The organism is Bradyrhizobium sp. 956_D2_N1_4 (assembly GCF_052076025.1).
Taxonomy (GTDB): Bacteria; Pseudomonadota; Alphaproteobacteria; order Rhizobiales; family Xanthobacteraceae; genus Bradyrhizobium; species Bradyrhizobium barranii.
On record NZ_CP197237.1, the window covers coordinates 8,511,906 to 8,533,081 of the forward strand.

The 21,176-nt window shown below is 59.5% G+C and carries 13 protein-coding genes and 6 pseudogenes; 11 read left to right on the forward strand and 8 right to left on the reverse strand.

Features of this window, described 5'->3' with window-relative positions; translation table 11 throughout:
- Positions 1-3: 3 nt before the first annotated feature.
- Both AB7535_RS40135 and AB7535_RS40140 read right to left on the reverse strand, forming a co-directional pair.
- Complete coding sequence (locus tag AB7535_RS40135; RefSeq protein WP_354134854.1) at positions 4-252, reverse strand: hypothetical protein; 249 nt, start codon at positions 250-252, stop codon at positions 4-6.
- 146 nt (positions 253-398) lie between these two features.
- Positions 399-748, reverse strand: a pseudogene (locus AB7535_RS40140) (hypothetical protein).
- Positions 749-1,165: 417 nt separating this feature from the next.
- Here AB7535_RS40140 and AB7535_RS40145 point away from each other — a divergent pair.
- Both AB7535_RS40145 and AB7535_RS40150 read left to right on the forward strand, forming a co-directional pair.
- A pseudogene (locus AB7535_RS40145) lies at positions 1,166-2,182 on the forward strand (IS110 family transposase); the annotation flags it as partial.
- Positions 2,183-2,386: 204 nt separating this feature from the next.
- On the forward strand, positions 2,387-2,542 hold the full coding sequence (locus tag AB7535_RS40150) for a hypothetical protein (RefSeq protein ID WP_354134852.1): 156 nt from the start codon (positions 2,387-2,389) through the stop codon (positions 2,540-2,542).
- A 317-nt stretch (positions 2,543-2,859) separates the two neighbouring features.
- Here AB7535_RS40150 and AB7535_RS40155 read toward each other — a convergent pair.
- A pseudogene (locus tag AB7535_RS40155) lies at positions 2,860-3,220 on the reverse strand (hypothetical protein).
- A 1,036-nt stretch (positions 3,221-4,256) separates the two neighbouring features.
- Positions 4,257-5,287, reverse strand: a pseudogene (locus AB7535_RS40160) (IS110 family transposase).
- A gap of 242 nt (positions 5,288-5,529) precedes the next feature.
- On the opposite strand from AB7535_RS40160, the gene AB7535_RS40165 reads away from it, so the two are divergent.
- The 3 genes and pseudogenes from AB7535_RS40165 (at position 5,530) to AB7535_RS40175 (ending at position 9,606) form a co-directional block, all read left to right on the forward strand.
- Entirely contained in the window at positions 5,530-7,092 is a 1,563-nt protein-coding gene (locus AB7535_RS40165) for a winged helix-turn-helix domain-containing protein (protein WP_354114704.1), read from the forward strand.
- Positions 7,093-7,219: 127 nt separating this feature from the next.
- Positions 7,220-8,240 (forward strand): annotated as a pseudogene (locus tag AB7535_RS40170) (IS110 family transposase).
- A gap of 928 nt (positions 8,241-9,168) precedes the next feature.
- Positions 9,169-9,606, forward strand: a complete 438-nt coding sequence (locus tag AB7535_RS40175) for a YybH family protein (protein ID WP_071916327.1) — start codon at positions 9,169-9,171, stop codon at positions 9,604-9,606.
- A gap of 154 nt (positions 9,607-9,760) precedes the next feature.
- On the opposite strand, the gene AB7535_RS40180 is transcribed toward AB7535_RS40175, so the two are convergent.
- The 4 genes and pseudogenes from AB7535_RS40180 to AB7535_RS40195 all read right to left on the reverse strand — a co-directional run bounded on the left by AB7535_RS40180 (position 9,761) and on the right by AB7535_RS40195 (position 14,669).
- Positions 9,761-11,200, reverse strand: a complete 1,440-nt coding sequence (locus AB7535_RS40180) for an IS1182 family transposase (RefSeq protein ID WP_354134850.1) — start codon at positions 11,198-11,200, stop codon at positions 9,761-9,763.
- Positions 11,201-11,608: 408 nt separating this feature from the next.
- On the reverse strand, positions 11,609-13,168 hold the full coding sequence (locus tag AB7535_RS40185; RefSeq protein WP_354134849.1) for a hypothetical protein: 1,560 nt from the start codon (positions 13,166-13,168) through the stop codon (positions 11,609-11,611).
- A gap of 386 nt (positions 13,169-13,554) precedes the next feature.
- A pseudogene (ligD, locus tag AB7535_RS40190) lies at positions 13,555-14,462 on the reverse strand (non-homologous end-joining DNA ligase).
- Between the two features lie 3 nt (positions 14,463-14,465).
- Positions 14,466-14,669: a hypothetical protein gene (locus AB7535_RS40195; RefSeq protein WP_439037682.1), complete on the reverse strand. Its 204-nt coding sequence runs from the start codon at positions 14,667-14,669 to the stop codon at positions 14,466-14,468.
- 252 nt (positions 14,670-14,921) lie between these two features.
- Here AB7535_RS40195 and AB7535_RS40200 point away from each other — a divergent pair, with 252 nt between their 5' ends.
- From AB7535_RS40200 to AB7535_RS40225, 6 genes are all read left to right on the forward strand, one after another.
- The gene (locus AB7535_RS40200) at positions 14,922-15,098 is read left to right on the forward strand and encodes a hypothetical protein (RefSeq protein WP_354114698.1); all 177 of its coding nucleotides are present in this window, start codon (positions 14,922-14,924) and stop codon (positions 15,096-15,098) included.
- Positions 15,099-15,590: 492 nt separating this feature from the next.
- Positions 15,591-15,977 carry a DUF1236 domain-containing protein gene (locus AB7535_RS40205; protein ID WP_354134934.1) on the forward strand — a complete coding sequence of 129 codons (387 nt, stop codon included), beginning with the start codon at positions 15,591-15,593 and terminating at the stop codon, positions 15,975-15,977.
- A 1,201-nt stretch (positions 15,978-17,178) separates the two neighbouring features.
- Complete coding sequence (locus AB7535_RS40210; RefSeq protein WP_439037683.1) at positions 17,179-17,505, forward strand: nuclear transport factor 2 family protein; 327 nt, start codon at positions 17,179-17,181, stop codon at positions 17,503-17,505.
- Positions 17,506-17,832: 327 nt separating this feature from the next.
- Positions 17,833-18,000 (forward strand): hypothetical protein, encoded by a 168-nt coding sequence (locus AB7535_RS40215; protein ID WP_354134932.1) that lies wholly within the window; start codon positions 17,833-17,835, stop codon positions 17,998-18,000.
- Positions 18,001-19,337: 1,337 nt separating this feature from the next.
- Entirely contained in the window at positions 19,338-19,514 is a 177-nt protein-coding gene (locus AB7535_RS40220) for a hypothetical protein (protein WP_439034323.1), read from the forward strand.
- Positions 19,515-20,786: 1,272 nt separating this feature from the next.
- The gene (locus AB7535_RS40225; protein WP_439034324.1) at positions 20,787-21,167 is read left to right on the forward strand and encodes a hypothetical protein; all 381 of its coding nucleotides are present in this window, start codon (positions 20,787-20,789) and stop codon (positions 21,165-21,167) included.
- Positions 21,168-21,176: the final 9 nt, after the last annotated feature.

A 21,176-nucleotide genomic window follows, 5' to 3' on the forward strand; every position in this document is an offset into this window, starting at 1 on the left:
ATATCAGGTGCTCGCGGGTGGCGCGACCATGCCCATGTCTATTGTCGAAGTGCCGGGCGCGGAAGGCTCTGAAACATAGATTAGGGGTTCGGGCTGAGTTAGGCGTTGAAGCTCAGCCATTTCTTCACACAGTCGCCGCGTGATGAACTGACGCTCGATATCCGACAATCTGGTCCCGAGCAGACTGCGATAGCGGGTGATGTTGTTGCGATGGGCACGCAAGCGGGCGAGGTTCTCGTCGATCATGGTCATCACTCTTGATCGTCTTCGATTGTCCTTCAATTCCCAAGGATATTCCCGCCAAAAAACTTAAAATGACGGGGATCGGTGTCAAGCTTTTTTTGCGCTGCGAAATTCGTTACCGAAAAAGGCTAGAAGCGTCTTCCGTTAAGACTGCATCAAGTCATGCTGCCACGCATGAAGCACCGGACGCGTGGATGGCCGTCGATGTAATGCCTCCAGACCATTGTACGGCCGAAGCGGTTTGGTTCCTTGACGACGGCGTCGTCAGGCACGTTGACCCATTCGTTGTCGATGCGACGCGGTAACGCCCGCTATTGGACTCCCAATCCGCATCAGAAACGATGTATCCGTCAACATCGGTGCAGCACTTTCCAAATTCGCTCTGCAAGCTTTCAAACCATGACTTCAGCGGAGAGTTGTCGTATCGGCCATCATCGTGTGCGAGTGCTGGCGTTACTAGCACCGCCAAGCTAAGCAACAGTGCCGCAGGTTTTGCCGGAAACATCTCTTTGCCTCCGCGATCTTCACCGGCCGATCCGCTGTCTTGATGCGAACAAGGCTGGCAATCCGGAAAACAAGATGGCGCTTACAGCTGCGTCTCGATGATGAGCGCAACGGCCACAATCGTTCGAGGCTTCGTCATGGGAGACCTTCGTCCCCGGCGCTTATGCACGTAAGTCCTTCAACTCGAGGCAAAGGTTCAACAACAACAGCTTAACTAAATGTCAGCTCAGCTGGCTGTTTGGTCCAGGCGATCGGTGGAATCCGCTTTTGGCCTTGGCAGGTCTTCGTGAAATGTCAGCGTCTGCACCGCAGTTGGCGAGTAAGCGGACACCGCGGATCTATGATGGGGTGGACGCACCGCCCGACGGCATCGATGTGCCAAAGTGGAGGTGTTGAGCACCACTTAAGGGAGGCGTCCTTGTCAGAGCTTATCATAATCGGTCTGGATATCGCCAAGCATGTTTTCCACGCTCATGGAGCAGACGGGAAAGGGCGAGCTATATTCAGCAAACGGATCAGCCGAGGAAAGCTGCTGGATTTCTTCGCAGCCCAGCCGAGTTGCACGGTAGCTCCGGAGGCATGTGGCGGAGCGCATCACTGGGCCCGTCAGCTGACCCAGCTTGGCCATGAAGTTCGGCTGATCCCTCCCGCCTACGTAAAGCCGTTTGTGAAGCGGCAAAAGAATGACGCGATCGATGCTGAGGCGATCTGCGAAGCGGCGCAGCGGCCGAGCATGCGGTTCGTGGCCGTGAAGAGCGAACAGCAACAGGCGGCGGGTCTGGTGTTTCGGACCCGTGACCTACTCGTGCGGCAGCGAACCCAGCTCATCAACGCGATCCGGGGTCACCTCACTGAATATGGTTGGATTGCACCCAAGGGGCCGTCGCATGTGGCGACTCTTGTCGATCTGATCGAGGAAGAAGCGATGGCCAGCTCGCTTCCCGAAGCGGCCCACACCATGTTCCGATTGATGTTAGACCTGCTGACCGACCTCAATGGCAAGATCGCAGACCTCGACAAGGAGATCGCGCGACGCGCTCGCGAGGACGAAGTATCGCGCAGGCTGATGACCGTTCCTGGCATCGGCCCGATCTCCGCCACCGCGATCGCCGCTCTAGCACCGCCGGCCGAGACTTTTGCCAAAGGCCGTGACTTCGCCGCTTGGTTGGGTCTCACGCCTCTTCAAAGGTCGACAGGCGGCAAGCAGAAGCTCGGTGCGACATCCAAGATGGGCGAACGCACGCTCAGGCGCCTCCTCATCATCGGCAGCAGCGCGGTCGTGCAACAGGCGAGCAAACGCGGTGCGCCAAGGGGGGCGTGGCTCGAACAGATGCTGGCTCGCAAACCGCGGATGCTGGTAACCGTCGCGCTCGCTAACAAGATGGCGCGGATCGTCTGGGCGCTACTCGTCAAGTGCGAAAACTACAGAGCTCCGGTGCGGCCAAGGCGTGATCTTGGCGGGCCAGAGGTCGTCGCAGGTGCAGTCGGTCGAAGGAGGGTATGGCGCAACAGTCGGCGAGACGGGGCCGGAAGAACCAGATGTACTCATCGTGCCTGGAGCACGCATTTATGATTTGGTTCCGGTCCGCGAACTCCCATACGGGCCCGCAGCTCCATCGCTGCATCAGAGGCCGGACAGATGGCAGCATCCGACGACGTGCCAATCTTCTTCAAAAACCGCCTGCATCTGGCGGGGCGTCCACAGATGAGTACACGCCTAAATTCAGAACACTCAACATTTGTTGGAGCCTGCGATGAAACCAAGGCGGAGAATATCGACGGCGCCCAGCCTTGAGCCGGTGCGTCGTGGCGGTCCCGGCGTCTCCTTCCTCTCCAGCCCGAAGGCGCTTGGGGCCGCTCACATCGGTAGAGGCATCTCAGTGCCGCCAGCCGTCCTTGTCGACCTCCACCCGAAAGCCTTCCGGCATGCGCGGCACTTCACCTTCGCCAGCAGCGTTGCAGGCCGGGCAGGGGGCGCCAGCGCCGCCACAGCTGCTGGCGTGCGGGCCGTCCCAAGGGCGGTCCGGGTGGTTCTCGCAAACCCACCCGAGATCGTCGCAGTGGTGCACGTCGTGGCGCGTCCGCCGGCCAGCGGCTTACCCTCGCTGGACATCAGACGACCCCGCGCAAAGGCAGCGCGAGCTGCATGTCGAAGCGCCTTGTGGCGTTAGCAGCGATGAAGTCTTGCAATGAAGACGAGATCTCGGCGTCGGTGTCGGCCGCGCGCTGGGCCAACGCGTCGGCGACGTCGGAAGTCGCATCCCGCGACCAACCCTCGACGGCATTGAAGGATACAATTCGGAGCGGATAGGCGTACTGGCCGGACAGGAGATTTTGCAGAACGCCCTCGAGGTTAGTGTCAGCCTCATCCGTTTCCCGCCAGGCGCAACCGGCGCGCGCCGAAGTCGTCAAGCACCAGATAGGTGTCGCGGTCGAGGCGGTCGGCTGGCACGATCGAGGGCGAGGAACGCATACGCTACTCCGATACTACAAAGGCGAAGAGAACGGCCCCGGCTCCGGAGGGATCAAGGGGGTAGGCCGAGTCCGCTCCGCCAACTCTGGCAGCGAGCCAGCGACGATTCAAATATTCGCCTGCTCTTGTCGTTCCCCTTGGGACCCTTGTCCCGGAAGAAAAGGGCCCCAGCTCAAATGGGGATGAGCCGGGGCCTAGAGGTTACCTTCGGCGAGCCCGAGGGCGTCGGGAAAACTTGGCACTAGCCGCGATGTTCCTGCGCGATGGCTTGCTGGCGCCCGTGGCCGGACTCGAATCGGCAACACACTGATTACAGGTCAGCCGCTCTACCACTGAGCTACAAGCGGCTCCAGCCAGGCAGGGGGAGTGCAAGCTGGGGACGTGGCTTGTCGGCCACACGTCCGACTAAACCGAGACGGTTTGTCGGGATTCGGACAGACGAGCCAGCGCCATTTATTCAGCCTGTCAGCCATTGAAGTGGTGTGATCGGCGGATCAGCCCGGCGGTCTCCTCCAAGGGGCCGCCGGGTTTTTCCGGTTTGCCAGTGGCCAGGGGCTGACGCCGCTGAGTGAGCGGAGGCCAGTGGCTTGGATAAGGATCTTCATTTCAAAATTGCTGTCATCGCCCTTGGCGCGTTTACGACCGTCTTGGCTATCAGGCTGATATATCCTGTCTGAGGTGTTCCTTCGATGGCGGTGCTTGTTCAGCCGCATCGATGGAACCGTGACTGCAGGCGCATATCCCATGCAGCACGTCTGCACCCAACCGTGCAGACAATCGGCAGCCGGGAAAAATGGAACCCCTAGTACACTCTGCAGCATTGGTCGGAGCAGCCATGTGTTCGGCCTGTTTACGCGGTACGCATGACCGCTGGCCATAATGCCCTCCGCGGATCAGGTCCCGGTCAATAGCACGCATTCGACGATGCTGTGGCCCAAGTGGGTTGTCCTGATCGCCGGATCGACCCGGCGCTGCATTAGTGCTGTTCGCCCTTCCAACCGTTACGTCACACCCGGATGACCGGCTGTGATCTCGTTCACGCCGTAAGAGCGGCGGGTTCCTTGTAGTGTTCGCTCCTGGCCATCATCGCCCATGCCATCCTGGCGAGCTTATTGGCGAGTGCGATGGCCGCGACCTTGGTGGGGCGCCGCGCCAACAACGTAGTGAGCCAGGGCCGATGGCCCGTGCCATGGATTTTAGCATAGCGGATCACGGCGAGTGCGCCTGCCGTGAACAGGCGGCGCAAATAGCGATCGCCTTGCTTGCTGATACTGCCAAGCTTGCCCTTGCCCCCACTCGAGTTCTGCTTCGGCACGAGCCCAACCCAGGCCGAGAAGTCCCGTCCCGATCGGAAGGCGTTGGCATCGGCAACGCTCGCGACCAGCGCTGTTGCCAGCGCCGGCCCGACGCCCGGGATAGCGTCCAGCCGTTTGCTCGTCGCACTTGATCGATGCCAGGCGATGATGCGTCGGTCGAACTCCAGGATTTGGACCTTCAGGGCTCGCAATTGGCTGCCGAGAGCCGCAAGACACGCGCGGGCCGCCTCTGGGAGCCGGCGATCAGCTGTATCGGCCACGACTTCCAGCAACTGCTCGACACCCCTGCGCCCGACGGGGGCGACAATCCCGAACTCGGCAAGATAGGCGCGGATTGAATTGATGACGGCAGTCTGCTGGCGGATGAACAGATGGCGCGCTCGATGAAGCATCAGACAGCTCTGTTGCTCGACCGTCTTGGTCGGCACGAACCGCATGTTAGAACTCGTGACCGCCTCGCAAATCGCCTCCGCGTCCGTGGTGTCGTTCTTCTGCCGCTTGACATAGGGCTTCACATAGGCCGGAGGCATCAACCGCACCGTATGCCCAATGTCTCCAGCTCACGGGACCAATGGTGCGATGATGCGCAAGCCTCGATCCCCACCAGGCATGGCGGCAGTTTCCGGAAAAATGCCAGGACGTGCCGGCGCCTCAAGCGACGGCGTATGACCACCTGGCCGGCTGCATCAACGCCATGCACTTGAAAGACCGACTTCGCGATATCCAGACCGATTGTCGAAATTGACTGCATAGGATGCTCCTCCGAATCGTGGGAGCTTCAAAACGGCGCCCAATCCTTGGCACTCTCGCGCCGGTGGAGGAGCCGTCCACAGCATCACAAGCGGGAGGAGAGGGAATAAGGAACGCCAGTCCGGCCGCGGATTTAAGGACGAAGGCGTTGGTTTAGTGGCGCGCTAACAGCTCGCTTACATTTTCCTCACCGGCAGCTTATTGTTATGGTTTCCGAGGGTGGCCCCGGAGAGGGAATTCAGCTTGCGGTTTCTTTTTGAGGATTACGCATTGGATACCGACAGGCGCGAACTGCAGCGCGCAACAGACGTGGTTGTTGTCGCACCCCAAGTGTTCGATCTACTCGAATACCTGATCCGAAACAGAGAGCGCGTCGTCAGCAAGGACGACCTCATCAACGCCATCTGGAAAGGTCGCATCGTCTCGGATGCTGCGCTGACGACTCGCCTCAATGCCGCCCGGAGCGCAATCGGGGACACGGGCGATAAACAGCAGTTAATCAAAACATTGCCGCGCAAAGGTTTCCGCTTCGTTGGTGCAGTGCAGGAAGCCCGGAGGCCCGCAAATGAGACGGTTGGCCCAGTCGAGCGAACCGGCGACACGCCGCCGCGCCTATCCATCGTCGTGCTACCCTTCGCGAACCTGAGCGGTGATCGTGAGCAGGACTATTTCGTGGATGGTGTAACCGAGAGCTTGACCACGGACTTGTCGCGCATCAGTGGTTCATTTGTAATCGCACGGAACAGCGCCGTCTCATACAAGGGTAGAGCAGTCGATGTTCGGCAGGTCGGCCGCGAATTAAACGTTCGCTACGTGCTCGAAGGCTCAGTGCAACGCAGCGGCAATCGGCTTCGGATGAACGTGCAGTTGATCGATGCCCACAGCGGTCAGCATCTTTGGGCCGAGCGCTTCGAGAAGCCTGTCGGCGACCTGTTCGATATGCAGGACGAAATCGTGTCGAGGCTCGCCGGTACATTAGGTGCCCAGCTCATCGAGGCTGAGGCGCGACGAGCCGAGCGTACGCTGCATCCCGATGCGATGGACTTGTGCTTCCAGGGCCGGGCCTGGTTGATGAAGGGGATTAGCCTTGAATGCGTGACGCAAGCGCGGGGCTTCTTCGAGCGCTCGCTGGAGTTCGATCCCGGCAACGTCGAAGCAATGATTGGTCTGGCAAATGTTGATACGGTAGTTGGAGGTAGCTTTACGACGGATGATGGGCCCGCGCGGCTTGCGGCGGCCGAGGCGATAGTGAACAAGGTATTGTCGATTAGGCCGAACAGTGCCTCAGCCCACATGGCTCGGGGGTGGGTCCAGACCTTTACGAACCGGGCCGCCCAAGGCATCCGTGAGTTCGAACTTGCGTTGGCGCTGGCTCCGAATTTGGTCCACGCTCATGCTGCCCTTGGTTTCGCAAAATCCTACATAGGTCGCGCTGCCGAGACCGAAGGCCATATACTCGAAGCTTTACGGCTCTCTCCTCGCGACGTTTTCGCCTACCAGTGGGCGTGTTTTGCGGGCGTGGCCAAGCTGCTGCTTGGTTCAGACGTCGAAGGCGTCAGTTGGCTGCGACGAAGCACCGAGGCGAACCGTAACTTTCATCTCGCTCATATATCGCTCGCCGCTGCCTTGGCCTTGACCGGCGCGCTCGATGAGGCGCGAACTGCTGCGAGAACGGGACTTGCGCTCAACTCAGGTTTCACCATTCGTCGCTTGCTCGCAGCTCAACAAAGCGACAATCCAATTTACCTTGCCGGGCTGCAGCGCTTGTGTGAAGGCTGGCGCCTCGCTGGCGTGCCGGAAGGGTGACGAGCGCTTCGGGTCAGAAGTCGACTTCAGCGCGTTCCTGACCTACGTCGGCGAATGGGATGGTCCGGCCGTGCTCCTGCCCCGCCAGCGATAAGCTGGCCAGGGGCGCCAAGACAGGGAGCACGCCATGTCCCAGACACCCAGTACCGCGATCGCCGTGATCGGCATCGATATCGGCAAAAACTCGTTCCACGTCGTGGGCCACGATACGCGCGGCACCATCGTGCTGCGGCAAAAGTGGTCGCGTGGCCAGGTGGAGGCGCGGCTCGCCAATATGCCGCCTTGCCTGATCGGCATGGAAGCCTGCGTCGGCGCACATCATTTGAGCCGCAAACTCGCATCGTTAGGTCACGATGCCAGGTTGATGCCGGCCAAATATGTCCGCCCTTATAGCAAAGGACCGAAGAACGACTTCAATGACGCCGAAGCGATTGCCGAAGCCGTGCAGCGCCCGACGATGAAGTTCGTGGCGATCAAGACCGCGGAGCAACTCGATCTGCAGGCGCTGCATCGGGTGCGCGAGCGGCTGGTGTCGCAACGCCTTCATGCTGGAACGCGGGATCGCGGTGCGCCAGGGTATCGGCTTCCTGCGCACAGAACTGCCCACCATCCTTGCGACGCGCACCGATGCCCTGTCGCCACGCATGTTGCGTGTCATCGAGGAGTTGACAGGCGACTGGCGTCAGCTGGATCGATCGCATCGATAGCCTCTCCGGCGAGATCGAAGCACTGGCCCGTCAAGATCAGGCATGTTCGCGCCTGATGCGATCATTTCGAGCGCCATGGTGGCCGCGATCGGCACTGAAGACGTCTTCTCCAAAGGCCGTGACTTCGGCGCCTGGCTCGGACTGGTGCCCAAGCAGATCTCGACGGGAGACCGCACGATCCTCGGCAAAATCTCACGGCGCGGCAATCGCTACCTCCGCGTTCTGTTCGTGCAGGCGGCATGGGTGGTGCTGGTCAGGATCAAGAACTGGGAACGTTACGGACTCAGATCCTGGATCGAAGCCGCCAAGAAGCGATTGCACCACAACGTGCTGGCGATCGCACTCGCCAACAAGCTTGCCCGCATCGCCTGGGCGGTGCTGGCTAAAGGACGCGCCTTCGAGCTGACAAGGACCAACGATGCAGGCGTCCGACCCGCTTGATCCTCGCGCCGTGCTCGGCGCGGTCAAGGCGCGGCCTGGCAACGCCGGAGCCAGCCGCAAGCCAAGCGCAACGGCCGGCCTTGACCGCCCGTGCGCGCGACGCGACGCACGTCCTGCGGGCCGGGACGAAGGAACGGCCCCTGGCTCGAACACAGGAACTGCGAGGTAGGAGGAGCATGCGATGACGTAACCCCATCAACAGGTTCCAGCCGAAGTCTGCGAGAGGATGAGACGAGATGGAGGTCCGGTCTTCCCGGCGCATGCGAACACTGGTGACCCAAATGGCCCAATCGAGGCCTGTTCGCTAATGAGAACGCACGCGCGCTGATATCCATGATGGCCCGGAGCAAACCAATCAAAGGCCGGATACATTGATGCAAGACCACTCACCACCTGATCGACGAACCTCTTGCTACGCACGGCCGGACCATACAAGGTCACAAGCGGCTGTCCAGCTGGTGTCAGCTCAAAGCCCAAAGCCGACAATACGGCGATTGAGACAGATGATAGCTAAGGGCCAAGGCCGAATTACACTGTGACCAACGCAGGGATTTCCGACCGTGTGCCGCGTCTCCCATTTGTCAGCGCCGTTGACGGTAATTGCCCGGAATTGCTGTTCCGCGAACTATTGGGTGGAGTCCTTCCAACCAATCATGATGAATGTGCCTTCGCAGAACTGGTCATGGTGGTTGAAGTTCGGCGCGTGGACCGGATGCATTAGCGATGTCATGACGCGCGATATGGACTCCCGAGGTGAACGGCGCCGTTGAAGTTGCCATCGCCTGCACCTCTTTCGTAATGAAACAATGGCCGGCCACAGCGCGACCGGCGACGGTGTCGTCATGCTGGCGGGAGCGCAGCCGCGGCAGACGACCGGAGAGATGATCTAATCATTCGGGAAAGGCGTTATCCAACAGAGGAGTATCCTATGAAGTTGGCTCAAACATCAACACTACTCATTTGTCTGCTCGGCGCGCCGGGAATTTCGTTGGCCGCGGACGCCAAGGGGGACGTGGAGAAGGCTTACGCCGCTTGGGATGCCGCATTTAATAAGCACGACGAGAAAGCCATCGGCGCCTCCTATGTCGCGACGGCAAAATTGATGCCGCCCACACATCAGGTCGCGTCGGGGCCGGCCGAGATCGAGAAGTTCTTTGCCGGACTCTTCGCGAGCGGTGTGACGGATCACAAGTTGGAGATGATCGATGCCGGCGGAGACGACAAGGTCGTCTTCGGCACAGCCAAGTGGAGCGCTACGGGTAAGGACAAGGAGGGCAAGCCGTCTCCCTTCAGTGGTTTGGCGACGCACGTCTTCGAACGCCAAGCCGACGGATCGCTCAAATTGAGGCTGCAAACATTCAACTAAAGCGGTCGAAGCTTAATCGGTCCGGCGAGGCGGCGGCCTTACCGGACGCCCAAAAGGGCTACTTGTCTCCGGTGCAAGATATGTCCGGGTTGGGTCTTGGTCGTGTAAAAACGCCTTCCGCGGGAGGGCGGTGATAAGCCATGACGGTTCGGTCTCAGGCCGCGATCGCGGCCATCAGCGGCTTGGTCCCGACGATGTTCATGGCCCGTGTCAGGTTATAGGCCAGGACCGAGAGAGCCATCTCGGCGGCTACGTTTGGAAGCGTTTTGGTGAGGAAGTGTGTCGCTCCCATGCGGGCCTTCATGGTGCCGAACGGATGCTCAACCGTCTCGCGACGCACGCGCATGGCTTGTACGTTTGCCTCAAGGCGCTGCTGCACAGCTTCGAGCAGATGCTCATGCTCCCATCGTGGAATCCGTCGCTCCGGGCCTGTCGTGCATTGCGATTTGAGCGAACATTTTTGACAGGCTGTGGTCCAGTAGCGCCTTATCCGCTTGCCATCTTCCTCGTTCGTAAAGCGATACGGCAGTTGCTCCCCAGCCGGACAGCGATAGGCGTCTTCCTCCGGCAAATAGACAAAGTCCTGCTTGCCGAAGCGACCATCTGACTTGGCACCCGACGTCTGCGGCTTGGGTAGAGTCACGATGATGCCGGCCTCGTGGCACGCGAGGATTTCCAGGCTGCTGAAGTAGCCGCGATCGGCAACGGCCTCGAGGGTCTCGGTCTTGAGAACAGCCTTCGCCTGCTTGGCCACATTGGCCAGCTGAGCCCGATCCGAGCCGCTGTGCGTCACCTTATGCGTCACAATCAGATGGTGCTCGGTATCTACGGCGACCTGCACATTGTAGCCAACGACGCCGGAACCGCGCCCGCTCGTCGCCATCGAACGGCTGTCGGGATCGGTCAGTGAGATCTGCTGGTCAGGCGAAGCACGCATCTGCTTCTCGTAGACGGCAAGCTTGCCCATCTCCTCCTTCAGCTTTGTAAGCTTCTCATTCAGCCTCGTCACCTTCGCAGCCAGTGCCTCCGTCGGCTCTTGCCGGTCGGCCGTGTCAAGTTGGCTCAGATAGCGCGAGACGCTCTCCTCCAGCTGGGCACGCCGTCGTTCCACCTTCGCCCGTGTGAAGTTCCTGTCGCGGTTGTTCACGGCCTTGAACTTGCTGCCATCGATGGCAACGCTCGCCGTCGCGAGGAGGCCCATCTCGCGGCAGAGCTCGACGAAGCGAGCACATACCCTGCGCAGCGCCAGGCCATTGTCTTTGCGGAAGTCTGCGATTGTCTTGTGATCAGGTGTGAGCCGACCCAGCAGCCACATGACTTCGACATTGCGTCCGGCTTCGCGTTCGAGTCGCCGGCTCGACTGCACCCGGTTCAGATAGCCGTAAATGTAAAGCTTGAGGAGAATTGAGGGGTGGTACGATGGCCGACCAGTCGCTGCTGGCTCCACACCCTCAAAGCTCATCTCAGCCAAATCGAGCGCATCGACAAACACGTCGATCACGCGAACAGGGTTGTTCTCGTCAATGAAATCATCGAGGCATTCGGGCAATAGCGTCCACTGCCCACGATCCGCCTGCTCAACGAAGCGCCTCATCAGCTTCCCCCGCAGAATCACGAGAGAATCATAGCAAAGCAGCGGCGTTTTCACACAGCCAGGGTCGGTAGCAGAAGCTGGCGGGCAGGAAGTGCGACTGCTGGATCAGGCGGAGCCGGCGGCGGCGCGGGCTGGGGGTGCTGGATCGGGCGGCGGTGCAATTCGGCCGCTAGCGGTCAAGGCGCTTCGAGCAGCCCTGGGTCGACCAACCCGGGCGCGACATCAATGACCCGAAGATGAAGGGGAAGTAGTCCCATCGCGAGCGGCCGCCGGATATGATCCAGCGGGCTATCTTCATGATGCGTTCGCTTATGAGCAGGAGCAGTCGCGGTTGAGGACCGCATTCGTTGGAGCGATTGCCTTGGTTTTGAGGATCGGTGACTAAATCGCCGACGAAGAGGAACGCTCTCAGACAAACAAAAAGTCATTCGCCGTCATCAAATTGGTGAAGTTTGCAAGTGTAACTTGATCGACTCCTGCGATGATAATGGTGCTAGTTCCATTTTGGGTTATGACAAGATCATCGAACGACTGCACGCCCGCCACGTCAATGAAAGCGATCTTATCATCTTGGCATTGGCTGAAGTCCCCGATGACATTCTGAGTTCCGACCGTCGTTGCACCATCATCCTTGAATACGAACGTGTCGCTACCGCCAAGAGCATTGCCGCGCAGTTGGCCATCGCCCCACATCTCGTTGCTGACCGTGCAACCGGGCGCCGCGGTTCCAGCGTAGAGGACATCGCTGCCTCCCTTGGCACGACCCGAAAGTTGCTCCGCGTCGCCCCATAAGAAGTTATCGACCCGGCCGCTACCAACGGCCTCGCCGCCGACAATAAGATCATCGCCTCCTTGGGTCGCGCCGCCCATGGCCTGAGCGTCCCCATACAGCTCATTTACAACATCAGTCAGGGACCTGTCGCCGCCGCTTAGACTGTCATTGCCCCCGCTGGCAGCGTCGAGCATCGTAACAGCATCGCCGACGGCGAAGTTCTTGCTCCCCTGGAACGTCGCAACGTCGTCGCCGCCTTGCGCATGCCCGGACATTGTGGCGCCGGCGTCCCCGTAAAAAGACACTGTGGAGCCGCCCTCGTTGACGAAAGTATCGTTGCCGCCCTTGGCAAAGCCGGAGATGTCGCCGCCGGCATCGCCATAAAAGGTCTTTGACGTTACCGCCCCACCGGAGCCCATGAAACTGTCGTCGCCTCCCTCAGCATGGCCCGACATGTTACCTCCGGCATCACCATAGAACACCTGCGTGGCGAACAAGGCCCCGTTGAAGGTGTCGTTGCCACCTTTGCTGTAGCCGGTCATGTCACCGCCGGCATCTCCGTAGAATGTGTTGCCTGAGTCCGTTCTGGCTGTGAATGTGTCATCGCCGCCGTGGGCGTGACCGGACATATTGCTCCCGGTATCACCAAAAAAGACGTTTGTTGCCTGCCTGGAGCCCTGGAAGCTGTCATTGCCACCCTTGCTGTAGCCAGACATGTCGCCGCCCGCATCGCCATAAAAGGTGTGGGTGCCACCCTGTACCGTCTGAGTTATAAAAGTGTCGTCGCCGCCCTGAGCGTGACCCGACATGGCGCCGCCGGCATCGCCGAAGAACGTATTGATTTGCTGTCTGCCAGTTCCACTCAAGAAGGTGTCGTTGCCGCCCTTACTGTGCTCCGACATGTCCGCGCCAGCGTCCCCGTAGGCAGTGACACCAGCCAATGGGAGTCCGTTGAACGTGTCATCGCCGCCCTGCGCAAAATCGAAAATGCTGCCAACCACGTCACCATAAAATGTGTAATTGGAAAGTCCGACTTCATCGAAGGTGTCGTTGCCCCCCTTCGAGAAGTCGAACAGGTTCCCACCAGCATCGCCGAACAAGGTCGGTGCGCCCGGGGTGCCTATCAGGTTGTCGTCGGTGCCGAATTGATGATTGACCAGGTCCTCCGGAGTAAGTGGAACAGGCTGCCTGCGCATCGCGAGTCCTCCTCGACTGCATCCAGCGCAATCTTAGGATGTTACGTCAGACCGCGCGCGAGCTATAAAGAGGTATATCTTTGGACAGATCGCATTCCTGTCGGGAACGCCCATGGTTACCTAGTTCATTGCTGCGCTTATGCGCTGGCATGTCAACATGGCGCGATGATCGTGCGAAAAAGCGCGGCGCCGGGCGGGGCGCTCCCAGAGCGGCGCCTGCGGCTTAGCGTTATGTTTCTGGGCGACATTCCCACACAGTAAACGTTTGTGCGAGTACTGGGGAAACAGCGACCTCGACACTGCGCTCGCAGGGCATGTTGAACTAGTCGAAATCGCTAAAAGTCGACTGCATTAACGGAGCGGATTTCCGGGCAGCCCGCCATGCTCTAGAGATCCTCGCGCAACGCTTTGAAGAACGGATGCCGCACCTTCCCCTCGGCCGACTTCGCTCGGTACTCAATCTCAGCAAGAAGCTTCGGTTCGACCCAGATGCCTTTGTGCGCTATCCGCTTCGCGTAGGGCTGCGTCTTCCGGACCAGCGGCTCGAGGCGCCGCCGCAGCTCGGCCGCCGACGTCTTGTCGAAGCCATGGTCGACCTTGCCAGCGTAAACCAGGTCAGAACCCTTTCGCCGAGCAAGGTATATGCCGTACCATTTGCCGTCGTCGAGCGCGAAGCCGGCGATGGTGAGTGTCTCGCGCTGGGCGCAGGTTTTCTTGACCCAATTATTGGTGCGGCCGACCGGGTAGACGCTGTCGCGCACCTTGGAGACGACGCCTTCGAGCCGATCTTGCAGGCATGGGCAAACATCTCGTTCCCGTCGATCTCGAAACTCGCGCTGAACTGAACGTCGGTGCCGGCAATGATCTTCTTCAGCTCCGCCTTGCGCTGAAACAGCGGTAACTTCTGGATGTCCCTGCCGTTGAGGTAGAGCAAGTCGAAAGCGACCAGAACGATCTTCGTTGACTTGCCTGTGAGCTCATTCTGCAGAACCGAGAAGTCCGTCGTGCCGTCGGTGGCAGGTACGACAATCTCTCCGTCGATGATGGCCGAGTGCCAGGCGTCATCGGAAACCTTCTTGAAACGCTTGGTCCAGTCGTGGCCGCGCCGTGTGAAGACCTTGACGGCTTCGTTCGCGAGGTGGACTTGCACGCGGTAGCCGTCGAACTTGATTTCGTGAATCCATCGCTCGCCGGATGGCACGCGGTCGGTCGCGGAGGCGAGAGCCGGCACGACGAAGCCGGGCAGGGGCGCCTTGACACCGAGTGCATCCGGCTTTTTCCGCTGAAACGCCACGGGCTAGACCAGGCGCAGGCTGAACTGCCGCGCATCTTGAGGCGCGTAGCGATCGACGAACTCCTGAAGATGCGAGGGCACGTCGTTCAGTTGGAGATTACAGCGATGTTGAATTTCGCGTGCGACATCCTCTGACACATCTTCGGACCAGCGCTCCGACGTGTTGAAGGCGACCACCTTGATAGGTCGCTTGTACTGGCCCGTCATCAGGTCTTGAAACCGTCTCCAGGTCGGCCGCTTCCATGTCCGTCTCGCGCCAAGCGCTGCCGGCGCGGCCAAAATCGTCCGCGACCAGATAAACGGTCGGCTCATCGGCCGGAATAATGGACGGGGTCCACCGGGACTGACGCATAATACGCAACTCCACAAAGAACCCGGATTCAATTTGAGGGGGCCCGATTCGTTCCAGAAACTGTGAAGAGGGGCGCCAGAGAGGCAAAGCAATATCGGGAGGACGAAATGGCGGTCAACAAGCCCACCGGCGACAGCGCTCGCAAAGGTGCGGTCAAGAAGCGTTCGCAGACGAAGGCGACATTGGGTGGAGCTTCCGCCTTCACTAAAGCGCGACAAGGCGTCCGGCGAATTCATGGGCGTCAAGAAGCCCGCGAAGGGCAAGAAGGCCGCAAAGAAATTTAAGGGCGTGCGGCTTGAGAAGAAAGCTACCAAAAAGAAAAAAGCAAAGAAGAGCTAGGCGGCTCTTCACGTGCGCCCTAATCTGGACGTTCGCTCAATCCTGATCTCAACATAGCCCTTCAGAGTAACGCGAGCGGACAGCGAGTTGGCGGGAGGAATTACCCGAACCCATCCTTCTTCAGGATTTGCCGCAGTGTATTCGATCTGCTCCGCATCGTTCAGGAAAATGCGGATTTTGAATCCGTCGAGCAAAAGATAGCAATAATTGCGAAAGCCTTCTTAGTCGCAACTTCTTGCAACCGGTCCATGAAACTGCGGCTTTCCAATCAAGAGGTACCCGTCTTAGCAACGTATGCCTGACAGCAACGCTGCGCCGCCGCGGCCTGAACTGTTACGCAGTAACATTCTCCAGCGCGCCTTTCATCACGGAGGAACCGGAACAATGCTCTGGCCCAGCGGTTGACGGCGCATCAACAACCACTGGAGAGAGTGGACATGAAAACCCGTCTTGCGATTTCATTGGCTGCTGTGTCGCTGCTGGCGGCGTCGAGTGTAGCCTTTGCCCAGTCGACGACCGAACAGGGCGCCAGGGACGGCGCGCGTGCGGGCGGCGACATCGGTGGCCCGGTCGGCGCGATGGTCGGCGGCACCGTCGGTGCGGCCGTTGGCGCCGGCCTCGAAATTCCGAATGCCGTGCTCGGCGGAATCCCGCGCGACGACTCCGTCGTGATCCACGAGCGCGTCGTCGTCGGCGAGCCCTTGCCCCCGACCGTGGTCTTGCGCCCGGTGCCGAACTACACCGAGTATCGCTACGCGGTGGTGAATGATCGCCGCGTCATCGTCGAACCGCGCACGCGCCGCGTCGTCAAAATCATCGACTAATCGGTCAAAGCGTGTAGGTTTTTAAGAGGCGGGGCCCCGCGGAGTGACGCTCCGCGGGGCCTTTAGTTTGTCAGAGCCGAACTGGCGCGAAACCGCCGGCGCCTAGTTGGGAGATCAGGCGTTCCGAGAAACCCGCCAGGCAACTGTGGCGGGTTTTCTCGTGTCTAGGCTGACGAGGTGGCAGCCGTTTGCGCACGGTCTGCGGGCGCGTCCCAATGAAACTTTTGGTCCCGGCGGAAATTGTGTATCGGGCCAAATTTCGCTTCGGAGGATCGGTAATGGCCAATTCTGTTCGCCCGTGGACCTCAGATGACCTTGAGAAGCTCAAGGCGATGGCCGGGAATCACCGCCGCGACGAGATAGCCGCTGAATTGAACCGAGGCGTCTCGTCGGTGGCTGTCAAAGCGCATCAGCTCGGCATCTCTTTGCGATACCACGGGCTGCCAAAGCGTCGACCGTCAACAGCCCAGTCAGCGCCGGGCCATTGACTCGATTGTTTTCGCTCACCTGCGTTGCGCGTCAGGCGATCCCGCGCAAGGGCAGGGCCAACTGCATGTCCGTGCCGGCCGACCGCCTCGATCGCGACATCCGATCGAGGGCGAAGAACGCATACGCTGCTCCGATACAATAACGGGGGAGAGACGGCCACTATCTGGTGCTCGAAGAGGAGCGCAGAGCGCAAAAAAAAGCCCCGCTTAAGCGGGGCTTTTGAAAGTAGCTGTTCCATTTCGAGCGCGTCAGGAAGCTTTGGAGAGCCCACCCGACACGATCAGGTTGGTGCAGTTAGCCGGTTTCGTCAATCAACCTTTGTTAATTCACCCAAGAAAAAACGGCCCCGCAAGATGCAGGGCAAAAGTGGCAATTCACAAGTGAACAGTTCATGTTGATGAACGATCAGCGCCTGCAACTTTGTCACGCGTGATCACAGCTCTATATAACGTCCGTTTCAGGTCATTAGGCGTAGCTTCATCTGCCGTGGTCCTTGGAAGGCTTGCGCCGCTAGTAGCGGTCTATGACCCACCGGCCGCGGATGCTCGAAGGCGACCCGTCGTCTTTCTTGCTCTTTGCAGAAGCATTGGCCAGACCGAACCGACCTGCCTTTTATCCTCGACCAACTAAGAGGAGGTGACAATCCCGGGAACAACTGGCAATTTCTCCCTACTCGCTGCGACGAACGAGAACACGGCAGGGAGGTAGGAATATGTCCTTTGACCCGATGGCCGCTGCCGTTGCCTGGCTTGATGCCTACCGCGCTGGAGACATTGAAACTATCTTGGCAATGTATGCCGAAGACGCGGTGGTTCACTGCAGCTGCGAAGGCATAAAAATTATCACCAGCACAGACAGCTTGCGTGCTTACTGGGATGACCGCCTTAGGAAGCGTCCCGCGTCCCATCTAGACAACCTGCAGCTATCAGGGGATGGAACAGTAATCTCGTATGTCACACGCGAGGGTGTCGTGAGCGCCTTATTAACTTTCGATGCATCCGGGCAGATCGCGTCACTTACCTGCGGTCCTTCAAACTAAAATGCATATCGGACGTTGAGCCGGCGACGACTAAGGTCCGCTGCGAGTAGTCAGGACGTCGGCTACGCTCTCACCACGTCGGCTATGGCTTAAACTCGACAAAACTCAAAGAGAGCACAATGCGTCCGCTTTCGGCACATTGCCCCCACCCCCGCCGGCATCTTCGTCGCGCCATTCGAGCCAGGCGCGATCGGCCCGGATCTGTTCGACGCGGCCTGCCGCATGAACGGAAGCAGCCAAGGCTCTGGCCGACAAGCCGCACGGCCTCGCTGTCGCGCACCAGGCATCGCAGGCAGCACCAGCGCGGGCGGGCAATACACTTAGACCATGCGCGACATCGCCAAGCAGGTTGTCGAAACCATGCGGGCAACACCGTTCCTGCTCGCCATCTTGATTATCAATCTGGCGGCGTTGGTCGGCTTCGCGTTCACGCTGCGCGAGGTTGGCAAGGCGGTTGCCCGGCGTGACGCGATGCTCGAACGCTGCATCAAATAGGAAACGGACCGCGAGGGCGATGGCGCGCACGGCGACGCTCACCATGGCGGGCAATCAGCTAGGGATCGTCGGACGCCTTAGACGAACCCTAAACGTGGGGCGTCGATTTCGAGCTTGGGTCTCCCGAACGTCGGGGATTATCTCTGTAACTAGGGCGGAGGTGCGCTCTCTGGGCACGCCTCGCGCAACCTTGCCCGTAACGAGCTCTTCGAAGGCAGACAAAAGTTTACGCTCATCCTCTATCATCTGCTGAAGAGCGTCCGTTTCCTGCTTGAGTGGGTCGTCGTCAGACATCAGTGCCTCACTCTAGTGGGAGCCGTAAATACGCCGCCGGGCTCTAATACATTGTCCCGGCGGCGGTGTTCATTTCCAGCCCCGAGGTGGGACTAACAAAAACCTCGGATACACATTTTACGCACGAGACCTAGGATGGTTCAGTTTGCGGGATGCCAATAAGAGGCCTCTGACTCACCGCTGGCGATCCCAAAGAAACGAAGGCGGCGATTTTCTCGCTGCGGCCCGCGCCGTGTCAAAAAATGCCGGATAAAAGATCTAAAAGATCTAAGTGGAGTATGGAGCCAGCCCCGGCGTTTTCGGCCTGCAAGATGAACTATTTCACAAGTGGGCCGCTTGCTTAACCCGGGATGAGGGAAGGCCCGCCTGGGGCTGGCTGAGCTGGCGGGCCTTCACCCCAAGCACAAGAGCGCGCGTTCTCCCAACACGGCCCCGTCCCGAAACCGAGACTGCTCGTGTTTACTTAACGAGCGGCTGAGAACCGGTTCAGGAACCTTCTCAGGCATGGAGCATTTTCGAGTCGCTTCTGGCCTTTACCCCGGAGGTCGGAAGCTACGTGACAGCACGGCTCCAGCTTCTGCCAAGGCTGGAGCCGGAGCTTTTTTTGCGGCCCCGTGGTTGCCGCCTCAGTTCTAATTTGAATTTCGTGCTGGCCTATTTCGAGCAACCCGTCGCGCACAGCACGTTCCCGCAGGCGAGCACATAGCTAAATTTAGTGCTGCGACGCAGCGACGAATTATAAGAACTGCCCCGCCTCACAGCGTTAACTCCTGTCACCGCCCGATCCGTGGCTTCTATCGGTGATGAGATCGCCTCTCTGCGCTCCCGCCCAATCCAACAAGGGAGCACGCCATGTTTCAGCGGCGACGTTTCAGACATCAGTTAGCGCTTAAGGACCGGCTGGCGGCTTGGTCCGAGCGTCTTGAACAGCAGGTCACCCAGCTTCCGCGAGGTCCCGAGCGAGAAGCCCTTTCCGTAAAGGCGCGGCAAGCCGACATTGCGATCCATCTGGATGATTGGGCGCGATCTCCCGGCTTGCCGAAATGAAGGATTTTCAGGCTTCAATTGAAAAGCTTCGGCGTGACGCAGCCGAAGCCGCCCTGATCCGGGATCTCGCGACGGACCGGATCAAACGCGACCTTTACGATAGGCTGCACATACATCTAAGTAGGCTTGCTGATGAGGTTGAGCTGGCGATGAAGTCTAAACAGGCGGGCTAGACAGCTCGACCGAGGCGTGCGCGCTAACTACCATTCGTTGCGCATCGCCTGCTCGACGCGGTCGCTTAGAAGTTCTGGAGGTGGGTATCGGCCACTAGCCTGCTAATTCCACTTCCTGCGCAACTTCTCCGCTGGGTCAAGGAGCTCGCTCATCCCGCACTCAACAACGTGCCGTTCATTTAGTTCGGCGAGCTGGTCCCGCCATACCGCGTCGTGTTCAGCGATCGTGCGCATATTCTGATCGAGTCCAGGTTTTACAACTCTTGCTTTTACAACTCTACGGCTCCGCTTGGGTACTTCCAATGTATTGCCTCGTGTTTCCTGTTCCTGTTAGTACTGGAATAGCTTACATCCTCAGGGTGTCACCCACGTCTCGCTATGATACCGGCGAGGGGCCAACAGCGACGTTATTCCGTTCTTCAACCGTGATGCAGCGTATTGCGTATCAACCAACGAGGTGCGTTGGTCGGCTCGGCTCATAAACCGCGCGCGTCGCGCGTTGACTCAGTGACTTTGTCGCTTGCAACTTCTAGCTTAGATTGTTGCGATCTGAATGGCTATCACGATTATGAGGCGACTGTACTTGATCACTAGCGAGCACAATGCCTCCGCTTTCGGGCTTCTCCCAGTTAGGGTGTGGTGGTGTTCGGCATGCACAGGCACGCCGGCGCGCACGCCGATGGTCCCGACGCGGACCTCGCCGGAATAGATGTGCCAAGTCTCCTCATGCGGATTGTCGGCGCGGCGGCGGGAGGGCGGTCAGTCAGAGAACGGGCCAGCCGCTGGATCGAGGGGCATTGCGGCTAGGCCAACAGGTTGGTCAACAGGTCTCGTCAAAAAGGCCCCGGCCCAAATGGGGCATGAGCCGGGGCCTCCAAGTATGCCCTCACGAGTTGAGGGCATCGGGAAAACTTGGCAAAAGCCACGATGTTCCTGGCTCGGCGGAAGTCCCCCGATTCCAAAAACCTCAGCGATGCAGTGGATGCACGCCGATTTTTGCGGCGACGTGGGATGGAGGAGAGCGGGCCTAGCGCGTCATCAACCATAGCTTCGATGTTCTTCCGAGAGTATTCGCGGGCCGTGTAGCGCGGTCCAGGCTCCTCTGGAAGATCCCGCATTTCCATACAAGCGAAGCCACCTCGTGGCACTCCGGCGCACCAAGATTTCGGCGAGTGATCCACCATCAACGTGGGTGGCCTGGAGAGTGGTGGACCCCTAGGAACTTTCGGAGGTGCAACTCATTGAGCGGTTATTCAAGTAGAGGACCGCTCTGTGAACCACATCGCCGTTATCTTGATCTTACTCGTTGGCGGCTCGTCGCTCGCATTGGCCCAGAGTACGGGTGGATCGAGCAGTAGCGGCTCGGCAACGAGTGGAACTGCGGCCACCGGCTCCAAAGGTTATGCTGGCGGCACCCTATCGACCGGGCATACCATAAGCGGCACTGCGGGCTCCTCCAGTCCCAACGTGGGCAACGCGCTCAGCCACGCGGCGACCGGCGACGTGGATGCTTCCTCTGTTAGTCCGGCTCCAACTTCCCACGACAACGCGGTGGATACGCCCGCCGCCGAACGCGCCATAAAGAATTTGGGCAACACCGATATCGGCATTCTCAAGAAGAAGACCGCGACGAGAAAAACGAGGAGAGCCTAGCCGCGCGGG